The 16,806-nt window shown below is 66.7% G+C and carries 14 protein-coding genes; 8 read left to right on the forward strand and 6 right to left on the reverse strand.

Annotated features, from left to right (window positions below; translation table 11 throughout):
- Positions 1–21: 21 nt before the first annotated feature.
- Positions 22–519 carry an HNH endonuclease gene (locus tag LQD00_RS05035; RefSeq protein WP_006865466.1) on the reverse strand — a complete coding sequence of 166 codons (498 nt, stop codon included), beginning with the start codon at positions 517–519 and terminating at the stop codon, positions 22–24.
- A gap of 335 nt (positions 520–854) precedes the next feature.
- On the opposite strand from LQD00_RS05035, the gene LQD00_RS05040 reads away from it, so the two are divergent.
- A complete protein-coding gene (locus tag LQD00_RS05040; RefSeq protein ID WP_232715947.1) occupies positions 855–1,205 on the forward strand; it encodes a hypothetical protein in 351 nt (116 codons plus the stop codon).
- A 32-nt stretch (positions 1,206–1,237) separates the two neighbouring features.
- On the opposite strand, the gene LQD00_RS05045 is transcribed toward LQD00_RS05040, so the two are convergent.
- From LQD00_RS05045 to LQD00_RS05055, 3 genes are all read right to left on the reverse strand, one after another.
- Positions 1,238–2,104, reverse strand: a complete 867-nt coding sequence (locus LQD00_RS05045; protein ID WP_232715948.1) for an enoyl-CoA hydratase-related protein — start codon at positions 2,102–2,104, stop codon at positions 1,238–1,240.
- Positions 2,105–2,229: 125 nt separating this feature from the next.
- Complete coding sequence (locus LQD00_RS05050) at positions 2,230–4,776, reverse strand: ATP-dependent Clp protease ATP-binding subunit (protein WP_232715949.1); 2,547 nt, start codon at positions 4,774–4,776, stop codon at positions 2,230–2,232.
- Between the two features lie 276 nt (positions 4,777–5,052).
- Positions 5,053–5,646 carry a VOC family protein gene (locus tag LQD00_RS05055; protein WP_232715950.1) on the reverse strand — a complete coding sequence of 198 codons (594 nt, stop codon included), beginning with the start codon at positions 5,644–5,646 and terminating at the stop codon, positions 5,053–5,055.
- Positions 5,647–5,748: 102 nt separating this feature from the next.
- On the opposite strand from LQD00_RS05055, the gene betT reads away from it, so the two are divergent.
- Genes betT through LQD00_RS05070 form a run of 3 tightly spaced genes read left to right on the forward strand, consistent with a single transcriptional unit; the run spans position 5,749 to position 11,035 of the window.
- Positions 5,749–7,959 (forward strand): choline BCCT transporter BetT, encoded by a 2,211-nt coding sequence (gene betT, locus LQD00_RS05060; protein WP_232715951.1) that lies wholly within the window; start codon positions 5,749–5,751, stop codon positions 7,957–7,959.
- Positions 7,956–9,473 (forward strand): aldehyde dehydrogenase family protein, encoded by a 1,518-nt coding sequence (locus tag LQD00_RS05065; RefSeq protein ID WP_232715952.1) that lies wholly within the window; start codon positions 7,956–7,958, stop codon positions 9,471–9,473. Before betT ends, LQD00_RS05065 begins: the two co-directional genes overlap by 4 nt.
- Positions 9,470–11,035: a GMC family oxidoreductase gene (locus tag LQD00_RS05070; protein WP_232715953.1), complete on the forward strand. Its 1,566-nt coding sequence runs from the start codon at positions 9,470–9,472 to the stop codon at positions 11,033–11,035. Before LQD00_RS05065 ends, LQD00_RS05070 begins: the two co-directional genes overlap by 4 nt.
- A 4-nt stretch (positions 11,036–11,039) precedes the next feature.
- Here LQD00_RS05070 and LQD00_RS05075 read toward each other — a convergent pair whose 3' ends face one another.
- On the reverse strand, positions 11,040–11,642 hold the full coding sequence (locus tag LQD00_RS05075) for a TetR/AcrR family transcriptional regulator (RefSeq protein WP_232715954.1): 603 nt from the start codon (positions 11,640–11,642) through the stop codon (positions 11,040–11,042).
- 69 nt (positions 11,643–11,711) lie between these two features.
- On the opposite strand from LQD00_RS05075, the gene LQD00_RS05080 reads away from it, so the two are divergent.
- The 4 genes from LQD00_RS05080 to LQD00_RS05095 all read left to right on the forward strand — a co-directional run bounded on the left by LQD00_RS05080 (position 11,712) and on the right by LQD00_RS05095 (position 16,323).
- On the forward strand, positions 11,712–12,590 hold the full coding sequence (locus LQD00_RS05080; RefSeq protein WP_232715955.1) for an alpha/beta fold hydrolase: 879 nt from the start codon (positions 11,712–11,714) through the stop codon (positions 12,588–12,590).
- A 55-nt stretch (positions 12,591–12,645) separates the two neighbouring features.
- Positions 12,646–13,179, forward strand: coding sequence for an RNA polymerase sigma factor (locus tag LQD00_RS05085; RefSeq protein ID WP_232715956.1), 534 nt, complete (start codon positions 12,646–12,648; stop codon positions 13,177–13,179).
- Positions 13,176–14,498: a VOC family protein gene (locus LQD00_RS05090; protein ID WP_232715957.1), complete on the forward strand. Its 1,323-nt coding sequence runs from the start codon at positions 13,176–13,178 to the stop codon at positions 14,496–14,498. Before LQD00_RS05085 ends, LQD00_RS05090 begins: the two co-directional genes overlap by 4 nt.
- Before the next feature lie 217 nt (positions 14,499–14,715).
- Positions 14,716–16,323, forward strand: coding sequence for an HNH endonuclease signature motif containing protein (locus LQD00_RS05095; protein ID WP_232715958.1), 1,608 nt, complete (start codon positions 14,716–14,718; stop codon positions 16,321–16,323).
- Here LQD00_RS05095 and LQD00_RS05100 read toward each other — a convergent pair.
- Positions 16,320–16,793, reverse strand: coding sequence for an anthrone oxygenase family protein (locus tag LQD00_RS05100; protein WP_232715959.1), 474 nt, complete (start codon positions 16,791–16,793; stop codon positions 16,320–16,322). The genes LQD00_RS05095 and LQD00_RS05100 overlap by 4 nt on opposite strands.
- Positions 16,794–16,806 lie beyond the last annotated feature (13 nt).

Genomic DNA, 16,806 nt, shown 5'->3' on the forward strand with positions numbered 1-16,806 from the left:
GGTTCTCGCGTTTCCACGCTCTCAGTCGGTCTTGGGATGCAGCATGAACATCTCCCAGACCTCTTTCTGGTCGACGGCCCACGGGTCGTAGACGAAGGGTGCGTGCCGCAAGGCCATGCCGGCTTTCCGCGGGGTTCGGTTGGCCTTGAAACCGTTGCAGGACTTGCACGCCGCGACCTGGTTACCGAACGTGCTCGGGCCGCCCTGAGATACGGGGACGATGTGATCCACGGTGTCGGCCGGGCCGTCGCAGTAGGCGCAGATCCATTGGTCGCGCCGCAGGATCGTCGCATTGGAAGCATAGGAATCCATCGTCTTGCCTGCGTACGGGCGGTAGGCGTCCCGCTTGATGGCCACCACCTTGTGGATGGGCAACGAGAGGGTCGGCGAATGGACGACGCGCACCAAGGGGGTGCCCTCGACGTTGCGTGCGACCTCGGTGGTCAGCAGGACGGCGGCGCGACGCCAGGTGACGCGCGCGAGGATCTGTAATCCGGCATTCGTGACGAAGATGGTCATGGATACTCCTCGATGCGTGGGCGAGTGAGCGCGCCGACCATCGAGGTTCACGACCTCAGGCACTGGTGACGCTGGATGTGATTGGTCCGGACCGGGTTCGGGCTGGTAGCCCGTACCGGCAGCCGGGGTCGGTCATCCGCCACTCGCGAACGAACACCGCCGTACCGATCGACATCTGCGCCACCTCCTTTCAGCACTCGTCTGGCCTGCTGTTCGCCACGATAACCGCGGTCAGCGCAGCCTGCCACCGTTTATGCCGCGTGTTCGCGGATGTTCACGTGCGCAATACGAGGCGTTCGCACAGCCGGCGAAGACCCGAGCGGTATCGTCGCGACGTGCCGGACACCAGCGACAACCTCGACGGGGGCGATCTCGCGGCATCGGTACTGCTCTGGGTACTCCACGTCCCGCTCGCCCTGTTGACGTTCGTCGTCGCGGCGTTCACGGCATTCGTCACGGACCCGTGCGGTTACGAGCCCTGCGGTGACCCGCGGTGGACCCAGGTCGCGGACGGGACGGCGATCATCACGGCGATCGTGCTCTGGACGGGATCGTTGGCGCTCGGAATCCGACGTTTGCGACGCCGTGACCGCGCCTGGCCCGTAGCCGCGTGGGCATGTGCTCTACAGCTGCTCATGATCCCGATCGTGATCGCGACCGGAAACCAGGCCGGCCCCGTCAGCTGACAGCTGACGGGGCCGGACCTGAACGGCTGAGCTCAGAAGATGTCGGGCAGATCCTCCGACACCTTGTTCGGGTACGTCGCCGGGCGCTTCTCCAGGAACGACATGACGCCCTCGTAGACGTCGCCGGACTGGCCGCGGTAGAAGATCGCCTTCGAGTCGGCGTGGTGGGCGTCGAGCGGGCTGGGCGCGCCGGCCATCCGCCACAGCAGCTGACGGGTCAGGGCGGCCGAGACGGGGGCGCTGTTCGCGGTCATCTCGCGGGCGACGGCGATCGCGGTATCGAGCACCTTGTCCTTGGGCACGACCTGCTGGATCAGTCCACGCTCGAGCGCCTCGTCGACCTGGACCATCTTGGCGCCGACCGTCCATTGCAGAGCCGTCGGCAGGCCGACGAGCCGCGGGAGGAACCAGCTCGACGCCGCTTCCGGGACGAGGCCGCGGGCGGCGAAGACGAACCCGAATTTCGCGTCCTCGGAAGCGATCCGGACGTCGGCGGGCAGCGTCATGGTGACGCCGACGCCGGCCGAGGGGCCGTTGATCGCGGCGATGACCGGCTTGAGCGAGGCGAACATGCGCAGCGTCAGCTTGCCCCCTTCGTCGGCCGGGACCTCGTCGCCTTCGACCACCGAGGACGCGTCGAAGGTCGAGCCGCCTGCCTCGAGGTCGGCGCCGGCGCAGAACGCCCGCCCGGTACCGGTGAGCACCACGGCACGCACCGAGTCGTCGGCGTCGGTCTCGTCGAAGGCCGCCCGCAACTCCTCACCCATCTGCAGGGTGAAGGCGTTGAGTCGGTCGGGGCGGTTCAGCCGGAAGATGGCGATCTCGCCGTCCCGCTCGACGGTGATGGTGGGCTCGGCCTGCGTGGCCTTACGGCCAACCTCTGATGTATCGCTGGTCACAGTGATCGATGGTATCCACCACCGTCACACCTGCCACGAGCAGGCAACACAAAACGGCGGCGCCACCCTGCCGGGTGACGCCGCCGCTCTTTGTTTCAAATCCGCTTGTGTCAGATCAGCTCAGGTCAGCTCGCGTCCGAACCGCCGTCGCCTGCCTTGGACAGCTCGACCGGTGCGTCCGGAACCGCGTGCGGCTTCTCCGAACCGGTGAAGGTGAACTTGGCGTCTTCGCCGTCGCCTTCGCCGTCCCAGCCCTCGACGTCGACCAGCACGATCTGTCCGGGAGCGACGTCGCCGAACAGGATCTTCTCCGAGAGCTGATCCTCGATCTCGCGCTGGATGGTGCGACGCAGCGGGCGTGCACCGAGCACCGGATCGAAGCCTCGCTTGGCGAGCAGGGACTTGGCGCGGTCGGTGACCTCGAGCGCCATGTCCTTGTTCTTCAGCGCGCTCTCCACACGGGTCAGCATGAGGTCGACCATCTGGATGATCTCGTCACGCGTCAGCTGGTGGAAGACGACGATGTCGTCGATGCGGTTGAGGAACTCGGGCCGGAAGTGCTTCTTGAGCTCGTCGTTGACCTTCTGCTTCATCCGCTCGTAGCCGGACTTGGTGTCGTCCTTCGACGAGAAGCCCATGCCCACGGCCTTGGAGATGTCGCTCGTACCGAGGTTCGAGGTGAAGATCAGGACGGTGTTCTTGAAGTCGACCGTACGACCCTGACCGTCGGTGAGACGGCCGTCCTCGAGGACCTGCAGCAGGGTGTTGTAGATCTCCGAGTGAGCCTTCTCGATCTCGTCGAACAGCACCACCGAGAACGGCTTGCGGCGCACCTTCTCGGTGAGCTGGCCGCCCTCTTCGTAGCCGACGTAGCCGGGAGGGGCACCGAACAGACGCGACGCGGTGAAGCGGTCGTGGAACTCGCCCATGTCGATCTGGATGAGTGCGTCGTCCTCGCCGAACAGGAAGTTCGCCAGCGCCTTGGAGAGCTCGGTCTTACCGACACCGGACGGGCCGGCGAAGATGAACGAGCCCGACGGACGCTTCGGATCCTTCAGGCCGGCACGGGTGCGGCGGATCGCCTTGGAGACGGCCTTGACGGCATCTTCCTGGCCGATGATCCGCTTGTGCAGCTCCTCCTCCATGCGGAGCAGACGGGTGGTCTCCTCCTCGGTGAGCTTGAACACCGGGATGCCGGTCCAGTTGCCCAGGACCTCGGCGATCTGCTCGTCGTCGACCTCGGCCACGACGTCCATGTCACCACTGCGCCACTGCTTTTCACGCTCGGCGCGCTCGGCGACCAGCTGCTTCTCCTTGTCGCGGAGGCTGGCGGCCTTCTCGAAGTCCTGCGCGTCGATGGCGCTTTCCTTCTCCTTGCGCGCGTCGGCGATGCGCTCGTCGAACTCGCGCAGGTCTGGCGGTGCGGTCATCCGGCGGATGCGCATGCGCGCACCGGCCTCGTCGATGAGGTCGATCGCCTTGTCCGGCAGGAACCGGTCGTTGATGTAACGATCGGCCAGCGTCGCGGCGGCGACGAGCGCACCGTCGGTGATCGAGACGCGGTGGTGCGACTCGTAGCGGTCGCGCAGACCCTTGAGGATCTCGATGGTGTGCTCGACCGACGGCTCGCCGACCTGGACCGGCTGGAAGCGGCGCTCGAGGGCGGCGTCCTTCTCGATGTACTTGCGGTACTCGTCGAGGGTGGTCGCACCGATGGTCTGCAGCTCGCCGCGGGCCAGCTTCGGCTTGAGGATGCTGGCGGCGTCGATCGCGCCCTCGGCGGCACCTGCGCCGACGAGCGTGTGCAGCTCGTCGATGAACAGGATGATGTCGCCGCGGGTGTTGATCTCCTTGAGGACCTTCTTCAGGCGTTCCTCGAAGTCACCGCGGTAGCGGCTGCCGGCGACCAGCGAACCGAGGTCGAGGGTGTAGAGCTGCTTGTCCTTGAGCGTCTCGGGGACCTGGCCGTTGACGATGGCCTGGGCGAGACCCTCGACGACGGCGGTCTTGCCGACGCCCGGCTCACCGATCAGAACAGGGTTGTTCTTGGTGCGGCGGCTCAGGACCTGCATGACCCGCTCGATTTCCTTTTCCCGGCCGATGACCGGGTCGAGTTTGCCCTCGGCGGCGGCAGCGGTCAGGTTGCGACCGAACTGGTCGAGGACCAGCGAGGTGGACGGGGTGCCGGACTCGCTGCTGCGACCGCCGGTGCCCGCCTCCTGCGGCTCCTTGCCCTGGTAACCGCTCAGGAGCTGGATGACCTGCTGACGGACCCGGTTGAGGTCGGCGCCGAGCTTGACCAGGACCTGTGCGGCGACGCCCTCACCTTCGCGGATGAGGCCGAGCAGGATGTGCTCGGTGCCGATGTAGTTGTGGCCGAGCTGCAGGGCCTCGCGCAGCGAGAGCTCCAGCACCTTCTTGGCACGCGGGGTGAACGGGATGTGTCCCGAGGGTGCCTGCTGGCCCTGGCCGATGATCTCCTCGACCTGACTGCGGACACCTTCCAGGGAGATCCCGAGAGACTCGAGCGCCTTGGCAGCCACACCCTCGCCCTCGTGGATGAGGCCGAGGAGGATGTGCTCGGTACCGATGTAGTTGTGGTTGAGCATCCGCGCTTCTTCTTGGGCCAGAACCACAACCCGTCGCGCGCGGTCGGTGAACCGTTCGAACATTGTTCTCCCTCACATTGCTAGCGCCCCGGCCGCCGCGAGAACCACCTCGTGTGTCCGGTCGGGACAACGCGGTGCGGGTAGGCGACGACCAGCCTGCTTCCACTCTAGAGGTCGTCGCTGATGTACCTGCAGTTAACGCCCGTGCAGAGTGCACGGATTGACCGCGATGGCGGGGATGTGCACAGTACAACTGTGCAGGCCGGGGCTGTGTTCCCCGTCCGCTACGCCCAGAGCGAACGTGGCGCCGGACCACCCCGAATGGGGGACGTTGCGGGCTCAGGCCGACAGTACCGACAGGATGTTGCCCGACGGGTCGGTGAACCAGGCGATGTCCGGCTCCCCGTCACCACCCCGCACGATGCCCCGTTCGTCGTGTTCGAAGCCGTCGTAGCGCAGGATCCCGACGCCCTTGCCGACGAGATCGTCGACGGTCTTCTCGAGGTCGTCGACGGCGATGTTGAGGACGGTGAACTCCGCCGGTCGGTGATCGTCCTTCGGGTAGACCATCACCGTCGTCTGACGACTGACGCGGACCCCGGCGATACCCATCGCCGTCCCGAACCAGTTGCCGTCGCGCTCCTTGAGAGGTCTGACCCACTGGACGCCGAGTGCGTCGAGTCGCGCTGCAGTGGCGCGCGGGTCGTCGACCTCCACGTTGAGGATCACGCGGGCGCCGTCGCTGTTGCGTCCGGACACGTCGTCGCGTTTGTCGAACATGAGGTGGAAGCCGTCGAGTCCGACGACGTCGTAGCCGGGTCCGCCGTCGCCGGTGGACTCGACCTTCGCCTCGAACGCCGTGGCGTACCAGCGCGCGAGTTTCCCGGGGTCGTCGCTGGAGAGGAGCAGTGAGCCGATCGTTGCGGTTGCCATACCGATCCAGACCGGGTGGGGGCTCCGAATTCATCGCCGGCAATCGGCGAGTCGGGCAATTCACCCGACCACTCGAGTTCGGAGAGGCTAGCGTCATACGTCATGAGTGCCGGTGAGAGACCTGCAGTCCCGTCCACTCCTGCCACCCCGGACACCGGGGAACCGGCGCGACCCCGGAGCACGGTCAATCTGACCGTCTTCGTCGCGTCGGCGGCCATCGTGCTCGCCTTCGCGATCTGGGCGCTCGCGGCACCCGCCGCGGCGGAGAGCGTCATCAACGAGGTCCGCGACTTCATCACCCGCTGGTTCGGTTGGTGGTACTTCATCCTCGCCACCGCGATCGTCGGCCTGGTGGTCTTCATCGGGGCCAGCAAATACGGGCGGTACCGCCTCGGGCCGGAGGAGTCCCGCCCCGAGTACAGCCTCTTCACCTGGACCTCGATGCTGTTCGCCGCCGGCATCGGCATCGACCTGATGTTCTTCTCGGTCGCCGAACCGGTCACCCACTTCCTCAATCCCCCGACGGGCGCGGCGGAGACGAACTTCGCCGCACGGGAGGCCGTGACGTGGACCGTCTTCCACTACGGCGTCACCGGTTGGGCCATGTACGCCCTCATGGGCGGCGCCCTCGCCTATTTCGCGTTCCGGCACAACCTGCCGCTGACCATCCGCGCTGCGCTGTACCCGATCTTCGGCAAGCGGGTCGAGGGCCGGTGGGGCGACGCGATCGACGTCGCGGCCGTGCTGGGCACCATCTTCGGCATCGCGACGTCGCTCGGAATCGGCGTCGTACAGCTGAACTTCGGCCTCAGCGAGATCTTCGGCATCGAACAGGGCAAGGCGGCGCAGATCGGTCTGATCGCCCTGTCGGTGGTGATCGCGACCGCGTCGGCGACCTCCGGTGTGGACAAGGGCATCCGGCGGTTGTCGGAGATCAACGTGATCCTCGCGATCGGGATGCTGATCTACATCACCGTCGCCAAGGACGCCGACTTCCTGCTCAACGGCCTGGTCCAGAACGCCGGCGACTACGTCTCGACCTTCGCCGACCGCACCATGGACACCTTCGCCTGGGATCAGGTGAATCCGCAGCCCGGCAACGACGCCCGCGCGTTCGTCGACGGCTGGACGCTGTTCTTCTGGGCGTGGTGGGTTGCCTGGGCACCCTTCGTCGGCCTGTTCCTGGCGCGCATCTCGCGCGGACGAACGTTGCGCCAGTTCATCTTCGGCGTTCTCGTGGTCCCGTTCAGCTTCATCCTGCTCTGGATCTCGATCTTCGGGAACAGCGCACTGGCGGTCGCCCGCGGCGACCAGGAATTCGCCGAGACCACCGCTTCTACACCAGAAGCCGGTTTCTACTCGCTGCTCGACCAGTACCCGGGTGCGACGCTGCTGATCGGTATCGCGACCATCACCGGCCTGCTGTTCTACGTGACGAGCGCGGACTCGGGATCGCTCGTGATGGGCAACTTCACCAGTCGCCTGAGCGGTCCGATGGAGGATTGCTCGACGTCGCTGCGCATCTTCTGGTCGGTCGCCATCGGTCTGCTGACGCTGTCGATGCTCTTCGCGGGCGGCGGCGACGGGTCGATCCTGACCCTCCAGGCCGCGACGGTCATCATGGGTCTGCCGTTCTCGTTCGTACTGGGTCTGATCGGGATCTCCCTGCTACGCGCGGTGCGCAACGAGTCCTACAAGCTCGACAGTTTCCGCGCGACGCTGCCGAAGGTGATCGCCGTCGGACGCGGCCCGACCGAGCAGAGCAGTTGGCGACAACGCCTGATCGGAACCCTCCGCTTCCCGGGTCGGGTCGCAACGCGCAAGTTCATCACGGCGACGGTGGTCCCGGCGATGCACGAGGTCGCCGAGCAGTTCGGACGCGAAGGGGTTTCGGCGACCGTCGACGAATCGGAAGCCAACGAGGGCCTGCCGTCACCTCGCCTCATCGTCGAACTGGCCGACGTCCCGGCCTTCGAATACTGCGTGTGGCCGGTGTCCGCGCCCACACCCACGTACGCGGTCCGTTCGCAGCGTTCCGACGACCGGTACTTCCGGTGCGAGGTGTATCTGACCGAGGGCTCGCAGGGGTATTCGCTGTCGGGATACACCCGGGAGCAGATCATCGGCGACATCCTCGACCAATACGAACGACACCTCGGGTATCTCCACCTGCGCGACTCGGCGGCCGACCATCACGACCACACCGAGGTCGACCCCGACACCAGCGGCGCCGCCGGCGACGCCGCGAACGCCGGTACCGTCGCAGAGACGGACATACCTGACAGCAACCCGGAAGGAGCACCCGCTCCATGAGCGACACTCTCTACATCGACGGCCGATGGTGCGCCGCAAAGTCCGGCAAGACCCGCGAAATCCGTTGTCCAGCGGACAATTCCGTCGTGGGCGTGGTGGCCGAGGCGTCCGCGGAGGACACCGAGGCGGCGATCGCCGCCGCCCAACGTGCCTTCGACGCCGGGGAGTGGAGCGGCACCCCGGCCGCCGAGCGCGGTGATCTGTTGCTGCGCGTCGCCGATCAGATCGACGCCCGCCGAGACGATTTCGTCCGTGCCGAGACGCTCGACACCGGCAAGCGGCCGTACGAGTCGGACATCGACATGACCGACATCGCCAACTGCTTCCGCTACTTCGGCAAGCTGGCGGCCCAGGATGCCGGTCGAGTCGTCGACACCGGGTCGCCCGATGCGGACTCACGGATCGTCTACGAACCGGTCGGCGTCTGCGGTCTCATCACGCCGTGGAACTATCCGCTGCTGCAGGCGGCGTGGAAGGTCGCACCGGCGCTGGCCGCGGGCAACACCTTCGTGCTGAAGCCGGCCGAGCTGACTCCGCACACCTCGATCCTGCTGCTGGAAGTCCTTCACGGCCTGGGCCTTCCGGCCGGGGTCGCGAACCTCGTCCTCGGCGCCGGGGCGGATGCGGGCGCGCCGCTGTCATCGCATCCCGACGTCGACCTGGTGTCGTTCACCGGCGGACTCGTGACCGGCCGCGTCATCGCACGCGAGGCCGCGGCGACGGTGAAGAAGGTGGCCCTCGAACTCGGCGGCAAGAACCCCAACGTGGTGTTTGCCGACGCCTGCGCCACCGACGAGCTGCTCGCGGCAGCGGTGGACAACGCGCTCAACGCCGCGTTCCTGCACTCCGGCCAGGTCTGTTCGGCGGGCGCACGACTCATCATCGAGGAGTCCGCGCACGACCGGTTCGTCGACGAATTGGTCCGTCGTGCCGAGGAGATCCGTCTCGGACTCCCCTACAGCGAGGGCACCGAGACCGGGCCGCTGATCTCCGAAGCCCACCGCGAGAAGGTGCACGCCTACGTCGAGCAAGCTCGCGCCGACGGTGCGGTGATCCGTACGGGCGGCGCCTTCGCCACCGGCGACCAGGGGTCGGGGAAGCTCGACGACGGTTGGTTCTACCTGCCCACCGTCATCGACCGCGCCGATCGTTCGATGGCCTGCGTGCACGACGAGGCCTTCGGGCCGACCGTGACCGTCGAGACCTTCACCACCGAGGACGAGGCGGTGACGCTGGCCAACGACACCGTCTACGGCCTCGCCGGCGCGGTGTGGTCGTCCGACGCCGCTCGTGCGCGACGCATCGCCGGCCGAATCCGGGCAGGCACGGTGTGGGTCAACGACTTCGGGCCCTACCTTCCCCAGGCGGAGTGGGGTGGTTACGGTCAATCCGGTTTCGGCCGTGAGCTCGGGCCGTCGGGCCTGGCCGAGTACCGCGAGGCAAAGCACGTCTACGAGAACCTCCGGCCGGGTGTGACCGGCTGGTTCGAGGACCGGAAGGGGCAGCAGCAGTGAGTGAGTCGTACGACTACGTTGTCGTCGGAGGCGGTTCGGCGGGTGCGGCGGTGGCGTCCAGGTTGTCCGAGGACCCGTCGGTCACGGTGTGCCTCCTGGAAGCCGGCCCGTCCGACGTCGGGGACGACGCGATCCTGCGACTCGACCGCTGGATGGAGCTGCTCGAGTCCGGTTACGACTGGGACTATCCCATCGAACCGCAGGAGAACGGCAACGACTTCATGCGGCATGCTCGTGCAAAAGTGCTGGGCGGCTGCAGTTCCCACAACAGCTGTATCGCCTTCTGGGCACCGCGTGAGGACCTCGATTCCTGGGAACGCAACTTCGGTTGCGCGGGTTGGGGTTCGGAGGAGCTGTACCGCCTCTACCCGCAGATCGAGACCAACGACGCCCCCGGCGATCACCACGGCCGCAGCGGCCCGGTCCACATCATGACGGTGCCGCCCAACGATCCGTGCGGTGTCGCCGTGCTCGACGCCTGTGAGACGGTCGGCATCCCGCGAGCCGAGTTCAACAGCGGTACGACGGTCGTCAACGGCGCCAACTTCTTCCAGATCAACCGACGCCCCGACGGTGTGCGCGCCTCGTCGTCGGTCAGCTACCTCCACCCGAATCTCGAGCGCCCGAATCTCACGGTCCGCACCGGCTCCTGGGCCAAGCGCATCGTCATCGAGAAGGTCGACGGCGAGTTGCGGGCAGTCGGCGTCGACATCACCGACAACGCTTTCGGCCGCACCACGAGGATCGAGGCCGGCCGTGAGGTCATCGTGTCGACCGGTGCCATCGACACCCCGAAGCTGTTGATGCTCTCCGGGATCGGTCCGGCCGAGGATCTCCGTCAGCACGGTATCGACGTCCTTGTCGACTCCCCCGGCGTCGGCGAACACCTCCAGGACCATCCCGAGGGTGTCATCGGTTTCGAGACGAAGAAGCCCATGACGCAGGAGTCGACGCAGTGGTGGGAGGCCGGCATCTTCACGACGGTCGACGACGGTCTCGACCGACCGGACCTTATGATGCATTACGGCAGCGTGCCTTTCGACATGCACACCCTGCGCCAGGGCTACCCCACCAGCGAGAACACCTTCTGCCTGACGCCGAACGTCACCCACGCACGATCGCGGGGCACGGTGAAGCTGCGGTCGCGCGACTTCCGCGACAAGCCGCGCGTCGATCCCCGGTACTTCACCGACCCCGAGGGTTACGACATGCGGATCATGACCGCCGGTCTCCGGAAGGCACGGGAGATCGCCGCGGCCGCACCACTGCAGGAATGGGTTGCGCGCGAACTCTATCCGGGCCCCGACACCACCAGCGACGAAGAGCTCGCCGACTACATCCGCCGAACCCACAACACCGTCTACCACCCGGTGGGCACGGTCCGGATGGGACCGCCGGACGACGACATGTCGCCGCTCGACCCCGAGCTGCGGGTCAAGGGAGTCGCCGGCCTGCGCGTCGCCGACGCGTCGGTCTTCCCCGAGCACACCACCGTGAACCCGAACATCACCGTGATGCTCGTCGGGGAACGGTGCGCAGAGCTGGTGACCGCAGCGCGGTAGATCCTCAACTACTGAACGAATCGACAACGCGGTCGAGGACCGCGGCAACCTCTGCGGTCGCCGCCTCGCGGTCCTCGGCCGCGGCGACGTAGAGCGCCGCCTCGTCGAGCGCACCGATCGCCACGTGGGCAAGAGGGCGAGTTGGTTGCGCCACGGCCTGCCCGGCGGCGATCGCCGCCTCGATGAGCCCCTCGACAAGCGCAAAGCCGAACTCTTCGCCGCGTGCGCGCCACTGCGCCCAACCGAGGACGGACGGCGCCTCGACGAGGGTGATCCGGTGGACCGAGGGCTCGGTGCAGAGTTCCAGAAAGAGCCTCATGCCCGATTTGAGGGCGGCGATCGGGTCGTCGGCCGCGAGTTCGGCGGATCGCTCGGCGATCTGCGCGACCACGTCCTGTTCCACCGCGTCGTAGACCGCGGTGAACAGTCCCTTCTTGTCGTCGAACTGGTGGTAGAGCGCGCCGCGGGTCACACCCGCCTCGTCGACGATTTCCTGGGTCCCGACGTCGGCGAAGCCGCGCTCACCGAAAAGCTTGCGACCTGCGGCGATGAGCGCCGCACGGGTCGCTGCCGTTCGCTCGGCCTGGGTCCGACGATTGACTTTCATACAGTCTGCACGTAACTTTCATACTCAGTGTTCGTAAGTTCACTGAGTCTACGAGAAGCGGACCTCGCCATGGCAAACATGCTGCCGACCGTCGAACTTCCGTCCGGGGTCATCGAGTACGCCACCTACGGACCCACCGATTCCGCCCTGCCGCCGATCGTCTTCATGCACGGGGCCGTCGTCGATCACCGGCTGTGGGAACCGGTCGCCGAGCTCCTCGCCGAGCGCGGCCACCGGTGTCTCGTTCCGCTGATGCCGCTCGGTTCACACCGAATCCCGTGGGGACCGGATGCGGACCGTTCACCTCGCGGCGCCAGCCGGTTGTTGCGCGAGTTCGTCGGGCACTTCGACCTGTCGTCGGCGACGCTGGTGGCCAACGACACCGGTGGCGCGGTCACCCAGTTCGCCCTCGACGAGGACCCGCACTTCGTCGGCCGCCTCGTGTTCACCAATTGCGATGCCTTCGATCTGTTTCCGCCGCAACCGTTTCGGTTGTATTTCACGTTGATGCGGCAACGATTCCTGCTGAAGCCGCTCGTCGAGGCGATGCGCATCAAGGCCTTGCGGCATTCCCCGCTCGGCGTCGGCCTGCTGCTCAACGATCCCGATCCCGACCTCACCGGTTCGGTGTTCACTCCCCTTCAGGACGACGCCCGCATCCGCGACGACTTCATCGCATTCCTGCGCGAGATCAGCCCGGCGCAGCTCGCCACGGTGACCCCACACATGTCGCGGGTCGACCTGCCCGTCCGGTTCGTGTGGGGGCGCGACGACCGGTGTTTCACTCTCGAACACGGTCGACGATTCGCCTCGGTCTTCCCCGGGGCCCACGGCGAGGGCGCCCGGTTCGTCGAGGTCCCCGACGCCCGGACATTCGTCTCGCTGGACCAGCCGCAGGCGGTGGCCTCGGAGATCGCGGCGTTCACGACGCAAGCGTCGAAGCGCTGAAAGAAACTTCGCCGAAGGGCGTCGGATTCCGGGGCCCGCGCACGACGATGAAGATGTGAGCAGCGACCAACCGGCGTCTTCCGGACCAGAGGGACTGCTGGCGGTGTACGACCAGGCACTGCCGGCCGTCTACGGGTTCGTGGTCCGTCGCTGCGCGGACCGACGTATTGCGGAAGACGTGACCTCGGAGACCTTCCTGGCCGCGATGGACTCTGTCCGCCGGCACCGGGACACCGAACCGACCACTCCATGGCTGATCGGGATCGCGCGGCACAAGCTCGCCGATCACTGGCGGCGCGCCCAACGCACGCCGGAACCGGTCGAGGATGTACCCGACCACGGGGACGATCCGTGGGACACCGAACTCGACCGCATGGTCGCCCACCACACGCTGGGGCAACTGACGCCGATCCACCGCGCGGTGCTCACGTTGCGCTACGTCGACGACCTTCCCGTCGGCGAATGCGCCGAGATCCTCGGTCGCACGGTCGGTGCCACCGAGGCGCTTCTCACCCGCGCGAAGCGCGCCTTCCGCGCGGCCTACCCCGAACCACAACGCCAGAGCAGCGGGAGAGGAGGTCACGCATGAACACCCGGAACAGCACACGTTTCGGCGAGGCACGGGATCCGTGGCACGCACTGCGCGCAGCCGACACCCCCGGCTTCGACGAGCCTGTCCAGCCCGACCGCGACTTCGCCGCGTCCCTGCGCGACCGACTCGAACGCGGGGCGACCCTACCGCAAGGAGTCATCATGTCCACCGCAACACAATTCGACGAGGCCGTTACCGCGGAGGCGACGAGCGCGCTGCCTGTGGTCGAGCGACCCGGCGCACTTCCCTACCTCACCGTGGCAGAGCCGCAAGCCGCCATCGACTGGTACACCGCCAACCTCGGTGCTCGGCTCCGCGGCGAACCGATCATCATGGACGACGGTGCAATCGGGCACGCTGAACTCGAAATCGGCGGCGGGGTCGTCTATCTCGCCGGCGAGTTCCCCGACCTCGGTTTGCGGGCGCCCGCCCCCGGTCATGTATCGGTGAGCCTGATGCTCGAGGTCGACGACACCGACGCCGCGATCACCACCGCGTCACGCGCGGGCGCCGCAGTGACCCGCGAGCCCTACGAGGCGTACGGTTCACGCACCGGTGTCATCGTCGACCCGTTCGGGCACCGCTGGATGCTGACCGGGCCGTCGAAGACCCAGCTTTCCAACCGGATTCGTCAGGGCGACATCGGCTACATGTCGCTGAACATCCCCGATGCCGCGCGCGCTCGACGTTTCTACGCCGCAGTGCTCGGCTGGGAGTTCGACCCCGAGGGTCGTCGCGTGACCAACGTCGGGCATCGGCTCGGCATCTTCGAGACAGACGGCGAGCCAACTGTGTTCTGCGCCTACGCCGTCGACGACCTCGAGGCTGCCCACGCACGGATCGTCGCGGCCGGCGGGCGAGGCGAGTTCGGGACGAGCCCCGACGGTCGCCGCGTCATCGACTCCGTCGATGCTCAGGGCGTGCGTTTCGCGGTGTTCGCCCCCGAACCCGGCGACGTCCGACCCGACCAGCACCCCCGCGGCATCGGGGCGATGAGCTACCTCACCGTGATGACCCCGGACAGCGCCCGCTTCCGCGACTTCTACGGATCTGTACTCGGCTGGACCTTCCACGGCGGACGAATCGACGACGGTTGGGAAGTCGACGACAGTCGGCCACAGGTCGGGATCGCCGGTGGCGCCGACACTTCCGTCGCGGTGCCGATGTGGGTGACCGACGACGTCGAGGCAGCGGTCAAACGTGTCCGCGGCGCCGGCGGGACGGTCCTCGAGGAACCCCGCACCGCGCCGTACGGCATCTCCGCCCGGTGCGCCGACGACCAGGGAGCGCAGTTCTACCTCGGCCAGTTGTTCTGAGGGCCTGACGCCCAGACCTCACTTCGACGGTGCGACTTCGATCGAAGTCTCACCGTCGATGTCGCGCACGACTTCAGATCGGTTGATCATTCTGCCGCACAATGTGTTACCTCGCTGCTCCTGTGGATGAGAATCCGAGTTTGTCGGTGGGTTGATCTAGATTGGTTGGTAACAGATTCAGCCATCCAGGTTGGGCTGTAGACGTTGTGGGGGCAGCGTGAGCAGGTGGACCGATCTACCGGGCGGGTTTCTCGCCGGGGTCGATCCTGCCCACCCCGAATCATCCTCTACCGCAACCCATATGGAACGGTTGCGGTCGATCCGTCACGGCGAGTCCTACCTGGCGTGGTGCCGATATGAATCGATCGTCACCGTCTACGACCAACTCGTCATCCACACCAGTGGCGGGTTTTTCATCGACCGCTACAGCGAGATGGTCACCCGCCTGTGCCGTGAAGCCGCCATCACCCGCTACCACGCCGATCAGTGGGTCGGTGAAGCACTCGCCCTGCGCGACCGGCTACCCAAAGTGCTGACCACCCTGCGCGACGGCATCCTGTCGCGGCAGCTGATCCAAACCGTGATCTCGCGTACCGACCTCATCTCCGACGCTGCGACCATCGCTGACCTCGACACCGAGATCGAATCCATCCTGCGCCACCGCAAGGGCGCCTGGACCCGAGCGAAGCTCCGCGACATGGTCGACCGGCTGGTCTTTCGTCACGACCCTGATGCGGTGCGGGAACGGCGCAAAGAGGCCCTCGACAAGCGCGGTATGTGGATCGAGAACTTCGCCGATGGCACCGGTGAGATCACCGGTGTCATGGCTGCGGAGAACATACGCATCGCGGCGAAAGCGGTGAAAGCCCTGGCCGACACCGTCTGCGCCCACGATGGCCGGAATCGTAATCAGCGCAACTCCGATGCCATGTTCGCGCTGTTGACCGGCACCGTCTTCGACTGCCAGTGCGGGCGTGAGGAGTGTGACGCCGAGGTCCCCGACCCGGCGAAGGTGGTCCGGTCGGTGAGCACCGAGGCCGTCATTCACGTCGTCACCGACGCCGCCACTCTCGCCGGGGCACCAGGGATCGGTTGGGTCGACGGCCACGGTGTCATCACCGGAGAACACGTCCGCGACCTCGCCCAGCGACCCGACGCAACCGTCAGACCAGTCACGCCGGTCCGCACCGCACCGACGCGCGTCGTCGCAGAGCGGCCGACGACAAAGACTTCCGACGATCCGGATAGCCCCGTCGAGCCGAGATCGGCCGATGCCCCGCCGGCAGACATGGTGATCGTCTATCCCGGTGCACAATCCGCCGATCCGTATCGACCCACCGCCGCGTGCTCCGACTTCGTGCGTGTTCGTGACGGGTACTGCACCGAACCCGGCTGCCCACAATCGGCATTCGGCTCCGACCTCGACCACGTCACCGAGTACGACCGCACCAACCCCGCACAAAGCGGCGCGACGTCGAGCGAGAACCTCAACGCAAAATGCCGGTTCGGGCACCTGCACAAGACCTTCGGTGACTGGGTCGACACCCAGTACCGCGACGACGACGGCCACATGGTCACCGAGTACCGCACGCCGGAAGGGTTCGTCATCCCCGGGGACGCCGAAACCCTCGAAGACCTCTTCCCCAACCTGCGGCGCATTCGCTACGAACAGCCACCCCAGGCGCCACCCACTCCACGGGTGATCACGGGCGACGACACCCCGCCCACACCCAACCGGCTCGCACAGAAACACGCGCGCCGGCGGGCCGAACGTGCCCGCAACAAGAAGCAGCGCCTCGTCGATGAAACGGACCCACCGTTCTAAGCCACGAGCAACCCGACCACCAACACGACGACCGCGGCGGTGGTGAGCACCGATCGCACGATGTTCCACGGCACCCACACCGCGGTGAACTCTGCCCAGACCTGGGCGGCCTCGTCGCCACGAGAGTCGGCCGCGGCGTCGAGGCGGTTGTTGGCCGGGACGTTGATCGCCATGGTGATGGCGACACCGCCAAGGGTGAGGAGGGTGGCGGCGAGTACCCACCAACGCAACCCGTCGTTCCAGGTGGCCCACGTGCTCAGGGCACCGAACACCACACCGCCGCCGAAGATGACCGCGAACAGCGGATTGAGGATGGCGCTGTTCATCCGGTGCATGGCCGGGACCGCGACGTCGGCACCGGCGCGGGTCAGGCCGGGGATCACGGAGTAGCCGAAACCTGCGAGCACCCCGGCACTGAGTCCCGTGGTCACGACAGTGAGGGTCACCAACACGTCCTGCAGTAGGTCCATAGAGAACAGTGCA

It is taken from the genome of Gordonia metallireducens (assembly GCF_021245825.1).
In the GTDB taxonomy this organism is placed as follows: domain Bacteria; phylum Actinomycetota; class Actinomycetes; order Mycobacteriales; family Mycobacteriaceae; genus Gordonia; species Gordonia namibiensis.